The organism is Microbacterium sp. ARD32, from assembly GCF_031844385.1.
Lineage (GTDB): Bacteria > Actinomycetota > Actinomycetes > Actinomycetales > Microbacteriaceae > Microbacterium.
Genome location: NZ_JAUZVD010000002.1, coordinates 64,348 through 79,406 on the forward strand (window position 1 = coordinate 64,348; position 15,059 = coordinate 79,406).

12 protein-coding genes are annotated in these 15,059 nt (G+C 70.4%); 6 read left to right on the forward strand and 6 right to left on the reverse strand.

Annotated features, from left to right (window positions below; genetic code table 11):
- The first annotated feature begins 108 nt into the window (after positions 1-108).
- Together Q9R19_RS08535 and Q9R19_RS08540 are read left to right on the forward strand one after the other, a co-directional pair.
- Positions 109-1,767: a hypothetical protein gene (locus Q9R19_RS08535; RefSeq protein ID WP_311255961.1), complete on the forward strand. Its 1,659-nt coding sequence runs from the start codon at positions 109-111 to the stop codon at positions 1,765-1,767.
- 129 nt (positions 1,768-1,896) lie between these two features.
- Positions 1,897-2,601, forward strand: a complete 705-nt coding sequence (locus tag Q9R19_RS08540; protein ID WP_311255962.1) for an SGNH/GDSL hydrolase family protein — start codon at positions 1,897-1,899, stop codon at positions 2,599-2,601.
- Positions 2,602-2,608: 7 nt separating this feature from the next.
- Here the strand turns inward: Q9R19_RS08540 and Q9R19_RS08545 are convergent, their stop codons facing one another.
- Positions 2,609-3,616 carry a LysR family transcriptional regulator gene (locus Q9R19_RS08545; protein WP_311255963.1) on the reverse strand — a complete coding sequence of 336 codons (1,008 nt, stop codon included), beginning with the start codon at positions 3,614-3,616 and terminating at the stop codon, positions 2,609-2,611.
- A gap of 154 nt (positions 3,617-3,770) precedes the next feature.
- On the opposite strand from Q9R19_RS08545, the gene Q9R19_RS08550 reads away from it, so the two are divergent.
- From Q9R19_RS08550 to Q9R19_RS08560, 3 genes are read left to right on the forward strand one after another with little or no spacing between them, the layout of a single operon-like run.
- Entirely contained in the window at positions 3,771-5,162 is a 1,392-nt protein-coding gene (locus tag Q9R19_RS08550; RefSeq protein WP_311255964.1) for an MFS transporter, read from the forward strand.
- Positions 5,163-5,204: 42 nt separating this feature from the next.
- Positions 5,205-6,422 (forward strand): FAD-dependent monooxygenase, encoded by a 1,218-nt coding sequence (locus Q9R19_RS08555; protein WP_311255965.1) that lies wholly within the window; start codon positions 5,205-5,207, stop codon positions 6,420-6,422.
- On the forward strand, positions 6,419-7,039 hold the full coding sequence (locus Q9R19_RS08560; RefSeq protein WP_311255966.1) for an NAD(P)-binding domain-containing protein: 621 nt from the start codon (positions 6,419-6,421) through the stop codon (positions 7,037-7,039). The genes Q9R19_RS08555 and Q9R19_RS08560 overlap by 4 nt, the downstream gene beginning before the upstream one ends.
- Before the next feature lie 127 nt (positions 7,040-7,166).
- Here Q9R19_RS08560 and Q9R19_RS08565 read toward each other — a convergent pair whose 3' ends face one another.
- The 5 genes from Q9R19_RS08565 to Q9R19_RS08585 form a co-directional block, all read right to left on the reverse strand.
- A complete protein-coding gene (locus Q9R19_RS08565) occupies positions 7,167-8,096 on the reverse strand; it encodes a helix-turn-helix domain-containing protein (RefSeq protein WP_311255967.1) in 930 nt (309 codons plus the stop codon).
- 190 nt (positions 8,097-8,286) lie between these two features.
- Positions 8,287-9,927, reverse strand: a complete 1,641-nt coding sequence (locus tag Q9R19_RS08570; protein WP_311255968.1) for an MFS transporter — start codon at positions 9,925-9,927, stop codon at positions 8,287-8,289.
- A 29-nt stretch (positions 9,928-9,956) separates the two neighbouring features.
- A complete protein-coding gene (locus tag Q9R19_RS08575) occupies positions 9,957-10,574 on the reverse strand; it encodes a response regulator transcription factor (protein ID WP_311255969.1) in 618 nt (205 codons plus the stop codon).
- Positions 10,571-11,899 (reverse strand): sensor histidine kinase, encoded by a 1,329-nt coding sequence (locus tag Q9R19_RS08580; RefSeq protein WP_311255970.1) that lies wholly within the window; start codon positions 11,897-11,899, stop codon positions 10,571-10,573. Before Q9R19_RS08580 ends, Q9R19_RS08575 begins: the two co-directional genes overlap by 4 nt.
- Positions 11,865-14,069, reverse strand: coding sequence for an MMPL family transporter (locus tag Q9R19_RS08585; protein WP_311255971.1), 2,205 nt, complete (start codon positions 14,067-14,069; stop codon positions 11,865-11,867). The genes Q9R19_RS08580 and Q9R19_RS08585 overlap by 35 nt, the downstream gene beginning before the upstream one ends.
- Before the next feature lie 141 nt (positions 14,070-14,210).
- Here Q9R19_RS08585 and Q9R19_RS08590 point away from each other — a divergent pair, with 141 nt between their 5' ends.
- Entirely contained in the window at positions 14,211-15,026 is an 816-nt protein-coding gene (locus Q9R19_RS08590) for a hypothetical protein (RefSeq protein ID WP_311255972.1), read from the forward strand.
- The last annotated feature ends 33 nt before the right edge of the window (positions 15,027-15,059 follow it).

Here is a 15,059-nt window from a genome sequence, read left to right on the forward strand (position 1 = left end):
ATTCCGAAATCAGCATGCACGGTTGACAGCGCCTCACCCGCAGGCGATGGTGACCTTCGCGGGCGCACCGAACCGCGCCCGCGGAACCGATCAGAGGAAGAGGACCAGATGAGAGACCAGCGATGGCGCCGGCTCACCACCACGATCGCAGCACTCGCGCTGGGCGCGGGGTTCCTGCTGCCGTCCACCGCCGCAGCGGCTGACAATGCGACCGCCTGGGTGAGCATCGACACCCCCACCACGGGAAGCACTGTGTCCGGCGAGACCCTCACCGTCTCGGGGCGCTACCAGCGGGTATCCGAGATCGAACTGGTCGTGGGGGCACAGACGATCCTGCCGACATCCGTCGACGCGGCTGCCGGCAGCTGGAGCACGCAGGTCGACCTGACGTCGCTGGATGGCACCGTCGAGTTCGCTGTGCGGGCTCGAGACCTCAACACCCTCTACACGACCTGGTCGCCTTTCGTGCAGATCGATGTCGACAACCCCGCGGCCGCGGTGCCGGAGGTGACGATCGTCTCACCGCAGGAGGGCGCCGTCCCGGGCAAGCATGCCGAAGTGACCGTTCAGGTCGAGGGCACGAGCCCGGCAGCATCCGTCGAGGTGGCAGTGAACGACAGCCATTGGCGTCGTGCCGCGCGCAATCCGCGCACCGGCCTGTACTCCGTGAAGATCAACGTGCAGCAGTGGCGGGGCGGGTTCATCGCCATCCGCGCTCGCGCTACCACCGCGCACGGAATGGTCGGCATGTCCGGTTCTCGATACGTCGCGCTCGGTGGAGCGCAGGCGCAACGGCCTGTCGCCGTCGAGCAGGACCGGGCACTGTGGGTCTGGGAGCGCGCCTCATACGCCGCCGTGTTCGATCGCACCGAACGCGACAAGCTCGGCGCCGTGATGGACGACACCGCCACCTTCGACTCCGACGCGATTCGCACGATCTACCTGGGCGTGGACCGCTATCAGGGCCTCGACATGCTGCGTGATTCACGAGCCAGGATCGCCGACTTTGTTCGCTGGGCCAAGGCCCGCGGCTACCAAGTGCAGGCGACCATCGCCGGTGGCACCCGCCCGCCGTACTTCGGTGCGCTCGAGCAGTACCAGCACTTCGCTGTCGCCGAGATGGAGAAGGTGCTCGACTACAACCTCGCGGTGGACGCGGATGCCCGATTCACCGGCGTCAACGTCGACATCGAGCCCTACATCCTGCCGCAGTGGAAGGAGCCGGACACGACACTGCCGACGCGCTGGATGACGGTGCTGCAGAAGCTCATCGAGCGCCGTGACGCCTCAGGTCAGCCGCTCCTGTTCGGACCGGCGATCCCCCGCTGGCTGGATACGTCGACCTGCTGCACGGCGGTCGAATGGAACGGCGAGGTCAAGCCGCTCAGCGACCACATCCAGGATCTGACCGACTACATCGCGATCATGGACTACCGCGACACTGCCGATGGCGGGGCCGGCATCATCGCCCAGGCCCGGCACGAGATCGACTACGCGAACACGATCGGAAAGCCGAACTCGGTCGTGATCGGCGTCGAGTCGAAGGACCTCTCCGGTGGAGGCGACCCCGAGACGGTGACGTTCTGGGAAGAGGGCCGGCTGGCGATGGAGACCGAGCTCGACAAGGTCTACGCCGCGTTCGCCGGCAGTCCGTCCTTCGCCGGCGTGGCGATGCACCACTTCGACTCCCTGGTCTCGCTCCCCTCACAGTGGGGCGATGATGCGGTCTGGTATCCGATCGACAGATCCACGATCCCGAAGGGGTGATTCCGGAGCCGGCCTCGCCCCCGCTCGGCTACCTCGCCCCTGCTCAGTCACGAAGCTGGGCAGGGGCGAGGCAGCCCAGCAGGGGCGAGGATGCGGGGGCCCGACGCCGATGTGCGGGAGGATTGACGCGTGACTGCTGATGCCACCCGCCTGCGCACACTGCTCCACGGCGACACCCCGGTGACCTGGGTGCTCACCGGCGACTCGATCACCCACGGACTCGTCCACACGCACGGGGCCCGCAACTACGTCGACCACCTGCACGAGCTCATCCGCGGCGACATGTCGCGCATCCAGGACGTCATCATCAACACGGCCATCAGCGGCTGGCGGATCGTGCAGCTGCTCGACGACTTCGAGCGCCGGGTGGCCACCTGGCGCCCGCACGTCGTGACCCTGATGATCGGCACCAATGACTGCTCCACCACGGGCGCGCTCGGCACCATCGAACCGGCCGAGTTCGCGGCATCCGTCACCGACTTCGTCGCCCGAGTGCGCGCACTCGGCGCCATCCCGGTGCTGCAGACGCAGCCCGCGATCGACGTGCGCAACGCGCCGGAGCGCTCCCGGATCACCGAGTTCGCGCAGGCGATCCGCGATGTCGCGACCGCGGAGGACGTGATCCTCATCGACCAGTTCGCGCGTTTCGCCGAGATGGGCGCGGGGCACGTGAACGACATCCCGTGGGGTCTGCTGGGCGACCCGTTCCACCCGAACGCCGCCGGCCACGCGCTGCTCGCGCTCGAGGTCGCGGGCGCTCTGAAGCTCGCTCCGCTGCCGGAGCGCGACCGGGTGCTGCCCGCCCTGCGCGCGCTGGTGCACGCCGCGCGCTGAGCGCGCGTCAGCCCGTCACGTCGTCGGCCGCGTCGGATGCAGCACTGCCGGATACTGCACTGTCGGATGCTGCGCCGTCGGGCGTCCCCGCCGCGCCCTCGACGTCCGCGCGGCCGTAGCCGCCGAGCTTCTCCACCGCGAAATCGAGGAGAGCGGATGCCCGCGGCGTGAGGTTCATGTCGGCCGGCCAGATCCCGACCACGTGTGAGACCGTGACCGGCGGGTCGAACGGACGGATCACGACCGGACGCCCCTCGGTGCTGCGCGGCAGCGCGTTCGGCCGCGACATCAGCAGCCCGTAGCCCAGGCCGCGCCCCACCAGCGCCTCGACCAGGATGATCTGCGTGACGCGGGCTTCGATCCTCGGCTCCAGCCCACGCGCGGTGAACGCGTCGGTGACGTTGCGGATGCCGGGCGTCGCGTCGTACAGGATGTAGGGCTCGTCGGCGAGGTCGGCCAGGTCGACGGTCTCGCGGGCGGTCAGCGGATGCCCCGCCGGCAGGTGCGCCTCCAGCTCGGTCGCATAGATCCTGCGCCGCCGGTACCCGGTGGGAAGCGACACGTCGTACACGAGAGCGACGTCCAGCCGCCCCGCCTCCAGTGCGGAGAGCAGCTCCTCGTTCGTGCCCACCATGATCTCGATGGTCACGCCCGGATGCCGCTTGGGAAACCCCTCGAGCAGCTCCGGCACCACGTTCACGGCGAAGCTGGAGTAGCATCCGAGCCGTACCGGTCCGCGCAGCTGCTGCTCGCGACCGACGCCCAGGATGAGCTCCTGCGTGTCGGCGACGATCCGGCGGGCCTGCTTCGCGAAGTCCTGACCCGTGGGTGTCAGCGTGAGCCCTCGCGCCTTGCGCCGCACGCACAGCTGCTCGCCCACGGAGCTCTCCAGGCTCGTGACCGCCTGCGACAGCGCCGACTCCGAGATGTGCAGATGAGCGGCGGCGGCGCTGAGCGTCGGGAAGTTCGGCAGGGCGGCGAAGAGCTCCAGCTGCCGCAGGCTCACATCGGCCATGACGTCCCCGTCCTCGATCGTTTCTTCAGTCAGATCGAACTATATCCGCGAATAACTGTGATTTACACGCAGTGAGGGAGATCGCACGATAGGGAGGAAACAGCATCCCACCCCTTCACCCGGAGGGGGCAGAACAATGACGTCAGGGACAACGATGACCTCTTCCACTGCCGCGGGCAGCCGCACCTCGCAGCGCCGAATCGCGTTCGCCACGATCATCGGCACCACCATCGAGTGGTACGACTTCTTCATCTACGCCACGAGCGCGGGGATCGTCTTCGCGCAGCTCTTCTTCCAGCCCGCGGGCAAGGAGCTCGCGCTGCTGATGTCCTTCGCCACGGTCGGCATCTCCTTCCTGTTCCGCCCCCTCGGCGCGTTCCTGGCCGGGCACTTCGGCGACCTGATCGGGCGCCGGGCGATGCTCGTGCTCACGCTCCTGCTGATGGGCGGGGCCACCACGCTCATCGGCGTGCTGCCCACCTACTCGCAGATCGGCATCGCCGCACCGATCCTGCTGCTCCTGCTCCGCATCCTGCAGGGCCTCTCGGCCGGCGGCGAGTGGGGCGGCGCGGTGCTGATGGCCGTCGAGCACGCCCCCGCGAACCGGCGCGGCCGGGCCGGCTCCTGGCCACAGCTGGGCGTGCCGCTCGGCTTCCTGCTCGCCTCGGGCATGACCGCGCTGATGACCGGCGTGATCTCCCCCGGTGAGGCCTTCCTGCAGTGGGGCTGGCGTGTGCCGTTCCTGCTCAGCGTCGTGCTGATCGTCGTCGGCATCGTGATCCGTCGCGCGGTCGAGGAGAGCCCGGTGTTCGCGGAGATCGCCGAGCGCGGCAAGCAGGCGGGCCTTCCGGTCGTGACGCTGTTCAGGCGCCACTGGCACCTGGTGATCCTCGCCGCGCTCGTGTTCGTCGGCAACGGCACCCTCGGCTACATGACCACCGGAGGCTTCCTGAACAGCTACGCGATCAGCGTGGGCCACCTGGAAACCACCTCGGTGCTGCTCGCCGCCGTGTTCGCCGCGGTCGTGTGGTTCTTCTCCACGCTGCTGGCCGGCTACCTTGCGGATGCCATCGGCCGGCGCAGCACGTTCCTGATCGGCTTCGCCCTGCAGGCGGCCATCGTCTTCCCGGTGTTCTGGCTGGTCGACGCCGGCGCACTCCCGGGCCTCTATGTCGCGCTGCTGTTGATCTCCACCGGCCTCGGCCTCACGTACGGCCCGCTGGCAGCCTGGTACGCCGAGATCTTCCCGGCATCCATCCGCTTCTCGGGCGTCTCGATCACGTACGCCGTCGGCGCGGTGCTGGGCGGCGCGTTCGCGCCGATGATCGCGCAGATGCTGCTGAACAACACCGGCACCACTGCCGCGGTCTCCGCGTACCTGCTGCTCGCCACCCTGCTGGGAGCCGGTGCCACGCTCTGCCTGCGCGACCGCCGTGGCATCGCTCTCGGCCCGGACAACGAGGCGGAGCAGGCGGCCGGGGCCACAGTCTTCGCGCCGGCCGCACCCGCGGGTCGGGCTGCGGGCGAGTTCGCGGGGACGCGGTAGGTTCGCGCGTCCTTCGCGCACGTCAGTCAAGGAGAAGAAGTGGTGGACAGCAGCACCAGGATCGCGATCATCGGCGGAGGGATGGGCGGCCTCACGGCCGCCATCGCCCTCACGAGGATCGCCGGAGTGCAGGTGACGGTGTTCGAGCAGGCGAGCCGCCTGGGCGAGGTCGGGGCGGGGGTCACCGTCGCCCCGAACGCCGCCCGGGTGCTCGACCGGCTCGGCGTGCTCGAGCGGATCCGTGAAGCCGGAGCCGTCCCCGACGGGCACGGCGTGTATCTGGACGCCATGGGCAACCTGGTCACCGACGCCGCCTGGGAGGACACCGCCCGGCAGTACCAGAACATCGGGATGTACCGGCCCGACCTCATCGACGCACTGGCGCAGGACGTCGCGCCCGAATCGATCCGTCTGGGTCACCGCCTGAAGTCGGTGCAGACGGTCGCCTCGGGCGTGCGGGTGGAGTTCGAGAACGGCGCGGAGGACGTGTTCGACGCCGTCGTCGGCGCCGACGGCATCCACTCGGTCGTGCGGGGCGCGGTGGGCCAGCATCCGGAACCCGTCTACTCGGGCTATCTCGTCTACCGCGGGGTCATGGATGCCTCCCGCCTGCCGGCGGACTGGCCCATGATCAGCCAGGTGTGGATGGGCGACAGCCGCCATTTCATGGCCTACCCGCTGCAGCAGCGCAGGCTGTTCAACTTCGTCGCGGGCGTCCCGAGCGACAGGCCGCTCCACGGGGCCTGGTCGGGCCCGGCGGAGGTCGGCGAGCTCGCCGCCGAGTTCTCGGGCGACGGATGGGACCCGCGGCTGCAGCACTTCATCAGCCTGATCGACAAGACCTTCTGGTGGGGGCTGTTCGACCACGAGCCACTCACCAACTGGTCGCGCGGACCCGTCACGCTGCTCGGCGATGCCGCGCACACGATGCTGCCGCACCAGGGTCAGGGCGTCAGTCAGGCGATCGAGGACAGTATGGCCCTGGCCACCTTCCTCGCCGCGGCCGACACGGTCGCCGACATCCCGGAGGCGTTCCGGCGCTACACGGCGGTCCGCATGCAGCGCACGGCGATCCTGCAGAACGGCTCGCGCCGTGCCGGCGCCATGTTCGATGCGCAGTACGAGTTCCAGAACCTGCGCAAGCGCGACGCCGACATCCGCGTCGGCCGCGACTTCCGCCGCGGCGCGGTGTTCGACTACGACGCGCACAAGGTCGCCGAGCAGGCACTCGATCGATTCAGGAAGGTCCAGGTCGCATGACTTCGATCAGCATCATCGGCAGCGGAAAGATGAGCGGGGCGATCGCCGAGGTCGCCACCCGAGCCGGCGCCGGCATCCAGATCATCAAGCGCAGCGCGACGAGCACGTCCGCCGCGCGTCCCGGACTGGAGTACGGCGTCATGGGCGACGAGCTCACCGGCGACCTCGTGGTGCTCGCCGTCCCGTACGGGGCGTACGAGGGCATCCTGGAGCACTACCGCGACCAGCTCAGCGAGAAGGTCGTGATCGACATCAGCAACCCGATCGACTTCTCCACCTACGACCGGCTGCGCTCGCCCGCCGACTCGTCCACCGCGGCCGAGCTGGCCAAGCTGCTGCCCGAGGGCGCCGCCGTGGTGAAGGCGTTCAACGTCAACCTCGGCGACACCCTGGTCAGCGGCACCAACGGCACGACCCGCACCACCGTGCTGTACGCCGGGGACTACGCGGATGCCAAGATGAGCGTCGCCGCGCTGATCGAGGGCGCCGGCATGCGCGCCGTCGACGTGGGCCCGCTCACCCGCGCCCGCGAGCTCGAGGCGATGGGCTTCCTGCAGATCATCATGGCGGCGCTCGGCCGCACGCGCTACGAGTCGGGCTTCACCCTGCTCGAGTGAGCGCACGCGTTCGGGAGGAGATCTCACGCTCGGGAGGAGTCCCGAGGCGGGATCCTCCTCCCGACGCGGAGTTCTCCTCTCCGACCGGCGATGCAGGCTGGGGCGGCGAAGGCCCGGCGGATGCTGCTCAGCGCACGCCCTCCGGCTCGATCACCCAGTGCCTCGGATCGCCCCAGCCGAGCTCGTCGTGGCCGTGCGCGGCGAGGGCGAGGCACACCAGCGTGCGCCGGTAGGCGGCGAAGGTCAGGATGTGCGCGATGTTGCCGCCGTACGAGATCATCTCGACCGGCTCGCCGCTCGCGTCGACGAAGGTCTCGTCCAGGCGGTCCTCAGCGGTGACCTCGCGCACGTGCGCCAGGAACGCGGGGCCCTCGACCTCGAGCACGCCCCGCAGCTCTCCGAGGGACTGATCCGCCTCCTTGTCGATGTCGTAGTCGCGCCCGGCCATCACGGCGTTCCACATCGCCAGCTGCCCGGTCAGCCGCGCCAGCAGCGACCGGATGGTCTGAGGGTCGTCGTCGACGTCGATCTCGATGGGCTTCTCGAGGGCGTCCGGCTCGAGCTGCTGCGCCACCCGGATCATCTCTCCGGTCAGCCAGATGTGGTGCTCGACCATGCGTGTCAGAAGGTTCATGTCACTCACTGCTCCTCTCGAAGGGAGCCGGATGCTCCCCGGTGGATGGAAATGGACGTCGTTCGCCGCGGGGATGCGGATCTGCCCCGGATGCTGCCGCCATTCGGCGGGCGGCGCCCCGAACGCCCGTGCGAACGCGCGGGTGAACGCCTCGTGCGAGCCGTACCCGGCGTCGATCGCGACGTCGAGCAGGGAGGCATCCGTGGTCAGGATCCTGAACGCCGCGCGCTCGAGCAGGATGCGCCTGCGGAACGCCGCCGGAGGCTCGCCCGCGGCCGAGCGGATCACCCGATCGAAGTGGAATCGGGAGAACCCCACCCGTGCCGCGAGCTCGTCGCCGGTGAGCGCCGACACCTCATCGTCGCGCATGGCCGAAGCCAGCTCTTCGACGAAGGCGCCGAACGTGTCGTGTGACGAGTCCATGCAGGAATCATCTCCTTCGGGCCGAGCCGCTCGCTTGATCGGGCTTGCTCACCTGCATCCTCCTGCACATGTCTCCACCGGCTCGCCGTCCAGGTCGCAATGGATGCCGCCGAAACGCGAGATCAGCGGCACCCATTGCGACCCGGAAATCGGATACGGGAACGCAGCGGCATCCATTGCGACCCGGGAATCACCCCTCCCGCGAGCTTCTCCGCAGCAGCAGCGCGCCGACGAGTCCCAGCACCAGGAACACGACGGCCAGCAGCAGCGACCAGCGCGTGGCATCCGCGAATCCGGATGCCAGGGCATCCACCGCCGCCTGCGTGTGCTCGCCGAGCGGCGAGTGCACGCCCTGCGCGCGCAGCTGAGCGATGGTCGTCCCGGCCGTCACCCGGGTGGAATCCGCGAGCCGATCCGCGCCGGAGACGCCCGCAGCGCTGAGCGCGGCGGGCAGGGTGACCGCCAGGGCGACCGACAGCGCGGCCCCGGCGAACGCCGTCCCCAGCGCGGAGCCCACCTGACGCACGGTGCTCTGCGTCGCCGACCCCTGACCCGAGATCGCGACCGGCACGTCGCGCAACACGGTGCCGGTCAGCTGAGCGGATGCCAGCCCCAGACCGAGTCCGTAGAAGACGAGGGGGATCACGATGACCCATCCGGGCGTGCCGCCCTGCACGATCAGCGTCAGCGCCAGGGCGCCCGCGACTTCGAGCGCGAGTCCCAGCACCACGACGCCGGGCGCCCCGAGTCGCGCGGCCAGGTGCCGTGCGGCGGCACCCGACACGAACGCGCCGAGCGCCATGCCCGCGAGCACCAGGCCGGCGCCCATCACGTCGAGCCCGAGCGCGTTGACCAGGTACAGCGGCAGCACGAACAGCAGCGCGAACTCTCCGATCGCCACCATTCCGGCGGTCAGGTTGCCCCACGAGAACGTCGACAGCGAGAACAGCCCCAGATCCAGCAGCGCCTGCCGCTGCACCTTCTCGCGGTGCCGCTCCCACACCACGAACAGCACCAGCGCCGCGGCCGCGATCGCGAAGCACACCGGTACGGCCGAGATCGCGGCATCCTCCGGCCAGGTCCAGCCGAACACGACCAGCTCACCGGCCGGCTCCCACCAGCCCAGGTCGGGCCCCTCGATCACCGCGAACACCAGTGCGCCGAAGCCGATCGCGCTCAGCAGCGCGCCGTCCACGTCCACTCCGGGTCGCGTCTTCGGCCCGCGCGTCTCGCGCACGGTGAGCAGCCCGGCAGTCAGCACGAGCGCGCCCAGCGGCAGGTTCACCAGGAAGATCCAGTGCCACGACGCCCATTGCGTCAGCGCGCCGCCGGCGAGCGGTCCGATCGCCGCCGCACCCGAGATCACCGCACCCCACACGCCGAACGCCGCCGCCCGATACCGGCCGCGGAACACCGCGTTCACGGTCGACAGCGTCGACGGCATGATGAACGCCGCGCCCACCGCCTGCACCGCGCGCGCCCCGATCAGCAGGCCCGCGGTGTCCGACATCGCGGCCATCAGGCTGCCGCCCATGAACACGAGCAGGCCCGCGACGAACACCCGCTTGCGACCCCAGCGGTCGGCCAGGCTGCCGGTCGAGAGCAGCAGCGCCGCCAGCAGCACTGCATACAGACTGTTCACCCACTGCGCGTCGGTGAGATCCAGGCCCAGATCCCCGATGATGGCCGGCAGCGCGACGCCGACGATCGTGCCGTCCAGCACGATCAGCCCGAGCCCGATCGACAGCACGGCCAGACCCAGCCAGTCCCTGCGAGCGGGTGCGCTCTCGACGTCTGTCGCGGATGCCGATGCCGCCGGCGATGTGGTCACGGAGTGCCTCCTGGTCAGATGAGTCGTCGTCAGATGAGTCCGGCCTCGCGCGCCACGTGGATTGCACGCGAGCGGCTGTCGACGTCGAGTTTGGTGAAGATGTGGGCGAGGTGGCTCTTGACCGTCGCCTCGGTCACGAACAGGGTGCGCGCGATCTCACGGTTCGCAGCTCCCGTCGCCAGCAGCCGCAGCACCTCGGTCTCGCGGCCGGTCAGCTTGGGCAGCGGGCTGCGCAAGCCCTCCAGCAGCCGCGCGGCCAGGTCGGGTGCCAGCACCATTCCTCCGGCGGCGGCCCGGCGGATGCCATCGAGGATCCGCTCCGGATCGACGTCCTTCAGCAGGTAGCCGGCGGCTCCCGCCTCGATCGCGCCGCGGATCTCGGCATCCCGGTCGAAGGTGGTCAGGATCAGCACGGCGGGTGCGGGATCCAGTGCGCGCAGCGCCGCGGTGGTGCGGATGCCGTCGATCCCCTCTCCCAGTCGCAGATCGCACAGCACGACGTCGGGATGCAGGTGTCCTGCCAGCGCGAGCGCCTCCTCGCCGGTGGCGGCCTCGCCCACGACATGCACGTCGTCGGTCTCGAGCACGGCACGCAGTCCGCTGCGCACGACCGGATGGTCATCGACCAGCAGTACGGTGACAGTCATCGCGTCTCCTCCTCGGATGCCAGTGATGTCGCGTCCGGTGGTGTCGCATCCGGCGCGATCGGCAGCTGCACCGAGATCGCTGTCCCCTCACCGGAGGCGCTCTCGATGTCGAGCCCGCCTCCCAGCTCGCGCAGTCGCGCCCGCATGAAGCGCAGGCCGTAGCTGGACGCGGCAGCACCGGCATCCGCCTCCCAGCCGGCGAGGTCGAACCCCGCGCCGTCGTCGATGATGTCCAGCCGCACGACGTGCTCGTCGTCGATCAGGCTCATCACCACCCGGCGCGCCGCGGCGTGCAGGCGCACGTTGGCCAGTGCCGACTGCGCCGTTCGCAACAGCGCCACCTCCACCGCGGTGGGCAGCTGCGGCAGCGACTCGTCGACGTGCAGCTCCACCTGCAGGCCGGCCTCGTCGTGCGCGCGATCCAGCATGCGCCGCAGGGCAGCGGCCAGCACGCCGTCCTCCAGCTCGGCGGGGGCGAGGGCGGCGACGATTCGTCGCACGTCGGCCAGGCTGTCTCCGGCGAGAGCCTCCACCTGCGACAGGGCGCGCGCGGCCTCGGCATCCGTACTGCGATCCGCGCCGGCGTGCGCCAGCAGACGGATCGACGACAGCGCCTGCGCCACCGTGTCGTGGATGTCGCGGGAGATGCGGGTGCGCTCGGCCACCGCACCCGACTCGCGCTGTGCGAGAGCGAGCTCGTCCTGCAGCTCGGCCATCTCGTGCTGCGCGCGGGTGAGCGATTCGACCAGGCGCTCGCGCTCGGCGGCATCCTTCAGCAGCTGCAGGTAGCCGCGCGAGACCCCGAACGCGAACACGCCGCCGATCAGCGGGCCGAACACGTTCGCGTAGCTGGTGACGCCGTGGTGCAGGATCGGCGCGACGATCACCACGGCCAGCACCAGCGCCGAGAACAGCAGACCCCACGGCAGCGGCAGCAGGTGGCCGGCGAGCAGCCACAGCAGAAACGCCACCCAGATGAACTCGGGCGAGACCGCGACGGCGCCCGCCCAGACGGCGGTGAGTGCGACCAGCCACCACACCGCGGGTGGGCGCGAGCGCGAGGGCAGCAGCGCTCCGACCGCGTGCACGGCCAGGATCGCCACCCCGGCCAGCACCGCCGCGGCGATCGGCGTGCCCGCCGCGATCGCCCGGATCACCCCGATCACGGTGAGCGCCAGCGCCATGAGGTGCTGGCCGACCTCCATCGCGCGCACGACCGTTCCGCCATGCACGGACCCGACGGCACCGGCCGTCCGCGCCGCACGCCCGCTGCCGTGCGCGGATGCCCGTTCAGCGCGAGGCAGCGGAGTCTTCACGACGTTCATGCTCCGATTCTCCCTGCCGTCGCTGCGGTTCGGCAGGCTCTGTCGTGGCGATCCCCGCGGCCCGGTCGGCTTCCGGCGCTGCCGGGTCGGATGCCAGGATGCCGACGGCGCGCGTGCGCGGTCGCCCCGGCCACCAGATCCGGTCGCCCACCAGGGCGAAGATCGCCGGCACGATCACCGTGCGCACCACCAGGGTGTCGACGATCACGCCGACCCCCACGATCAGGCCCAGCTGCCCGAGGGTGACCAGCGGCAGCACCCCGAGGGCGGCGAACACGGCCGCCAGCACGATACCCGCGCTCGTGATCACGCCGCCGGTGTGGGCGATCGCCTCGACCATGCCCGGCCTGGTGCCGTGGACCGCCGCCTCGGAGCGAGCGCGATGCACCAGGAAGATCGTGTAGTCGATGCCGAGCGCCACCAGGAACAGGAACGCCAGCAGCGGCACCTGCAGATCCAGCGCCTGCTGATCGAACAGCACTCGGCTCAGCCACGCGCCCGCGCCGATCGCGGCCAGGGCGCTTGCCAGGTTCACGATCAGCAGCAGCACGGGTGCGACCACCGAGCGCAGCAGCACCAGCAGCACCAGGAAGCTGACCCCCAGCACGAGCGGCGCGATCTTCAGCAGGTCCTGCTGATTACCCGCCCGCGCGTCCAGGTCGGTCGCCACGGCGCCGCCGACCACGGCGTCCGCCCCCGGCACGGCGTGCACGGCGTCACGGAGCTCGGTGATCTGGTTCAGGCTCTGCTCCGTGCTGGGCGCATAGTCGCTGGTGACCATGATCTTGGTCAGGCCGTCATCCTCGGTGGTGCCCGCGGGATGCGCGCGCACCACGCCCTCCACCTGTGCGGCGGCCTCGACCACGGCGTCCGCCTGGTCGCTGTCGGCCACGATCAGGATCGGCTGCGCCTCGCCAGGGGGGAAGTGCTGCGAGAGCACCTCGAGCCCGGTCGCGGATTCGGACTGCACGCGGAACTTCTCCAGCTGATCGAGCCCCACCGAGGTGCCGATCAGCCCCGTCACCATCACGGCGAGCAGCGCGACGCCCGCCACCAGGCTCGCCAGCGGTCGTCGCACCACACCGGATGCCACGCGCCGCCAGGCGCGTCCCTGCCGCGGCGCCTCGCCGGGGCGCGGCACGAACGGCCAGAACGCCTTGCGCCCGCACACCACCAGCACCGGCGGCAGCAGGAACAGCACCGCACCCAGCGCCACCAGCAGCCCGATCGCCGACGAGACGCCCAGGCCGTGCGTGCCCGGGATCACGGCCAGCACGAGAGTGAGCAGCGCGAGCACCACCGTGACGTTGGAGGCGAGGATCGCGGGTGCGGTGCCGCGCCAGGCGGCGCTCAGCGCCCTGCGGTGATCGGCGGTGGTGTGCAGCTCCTCGCGGTAGCGGGAGATCAGCAGCAGCGCGTAGTTGGTGCCGGCGCCGAACACCAGCACGCTGATGATGCCCGAGTCGAACTGCAGGTTCCACAGCGACCCGGCCGCGGCAGTGAGACGCCCGGCCAGACCGTCGGCGAGCGCGACGACCACCAGCGGGATCAGCCACAGCACCGGCGACCGGTAGGTGATGATCAGCAGCACCGCGACGATCAGGATCGTGACCAGGAGCAGGGTGAAGTCGGCTCCCTCGAACGACGAGGCGACGTCGGCGCCGAACGCCGGGCCGCCCGTCACCTGCAGGGTCATCCCGTCGGGCTCGTGGTCGGCCAGGGCGGCGCGCACCTGCGAGATCACCGCCGCGGTGTCGGTGTTGGTCTCGCCCACCCGGATCGGGGTGACCAGCACGGCCGCCTTCCCGTCCTCGCTGATCAGCGGCCCGGTCGAGTCGGCGTCGGCGTGCTCGTCGAGCACGGGTAGCAGCTCCGTGAGCTCGCCGGCCTGGGCATCCGTCAGCGCCGCGCCGTCGTCGCGGGAGGCGACGACCAGCACCGACTGGCGGTCGGCGTTCGGGAACGTGTCCAGCAGCGCGGTCACGCGGACGGATTCGGCTGCCGCGGGCGCCTGCGCGTTTCCAGCGGGGGCCTTGGCCGATCCGAACGCCCCGAACAGGACGAACATCACCAGCAGCACGGCGCCCATCCAGATCCACGCGCCGCGGCGCGAGGTGAGGCGGTCGGAGAGCGGATGCCGGGATCGCCCGGTGCGGAGTTCTTCTGCCATGACATCAAGCCCACCAGCGCGCGGGTTTCATGGCATCGCGAGCGAGGGTGAACTCCGTCTCCACCGAAAGGATGACCCGCGGGCGCGATCATGACATCCGTCACAGCGGATCTCCCCGCACGAGATTAGGCTGGGAGCATCATGGATCCCACGTTCTGGAGCGGCTTCTGGGGAAACGTCGGCGACCTCTGGTGGCTGATCTTCCCCATCATGGGTGTCGCCGGGGGAATCGGCCGTCGCTGGCAGATCGCGTCCCGCGAGCGTCACGAGCGCCGCCTGGAGACGCTGCGCCTGAAGAGCGAGCTCAAGACCGCCGAGCTGCAGGCCCGCGGCATCTCCGCTGCATCCGGGAGGCGCGTCGGCGCCCAGCCGGCCGCACAGCCGGCATCCGTCGCCCCGAGCGAGCTGCTCGAGCGCCTGTTCAAGGAGCACGACGAGATCACCGCACGTTGGCTGGACTACGAGCTCGACGTCGCCAAGCTCATCGCCTACCCGGCCATGAGCGATGGCCGACAGCCGCTGACGGCCGCGTTCCTGCGCGCCAAGAAGACCGCCGACGCCCTGCGCCCGGCATCTGCCGACGCCAAGGTCGACGAGCAGCGGGTGAGCGAGTACCTCGACGCGGTCGGCAACTACGCGGTGGCGTTCGAGGTCGCAGAGCGCGATGCCCGCCGCATCCGCGATTCCGGGTTCACCGCCGATGAGCGCAAGCGGCTCGACCGCGCCCAGCACATGCTGAAGGTCGCCCTCGACGAGTCGGCCACGCAGTCCGAGCGCCAGGTCGCCTACAAGCGCGTGCGCGACGAGCTGGACGGGCTGATCGTGCTCTCCGACGACGCGGTCGACGTGCTCGAGAAGCAGGTCGCCGGCGAACTGACCCCCGGAGGCGACGCCCCACCGACCCCCGCGCCGGAGCCCGAGCGGATGCCGCTGAAGCGCGACGACCCTGCCGTCTGACGCCGAGACGAATCAGGTCGGCTGTCGGGCGAG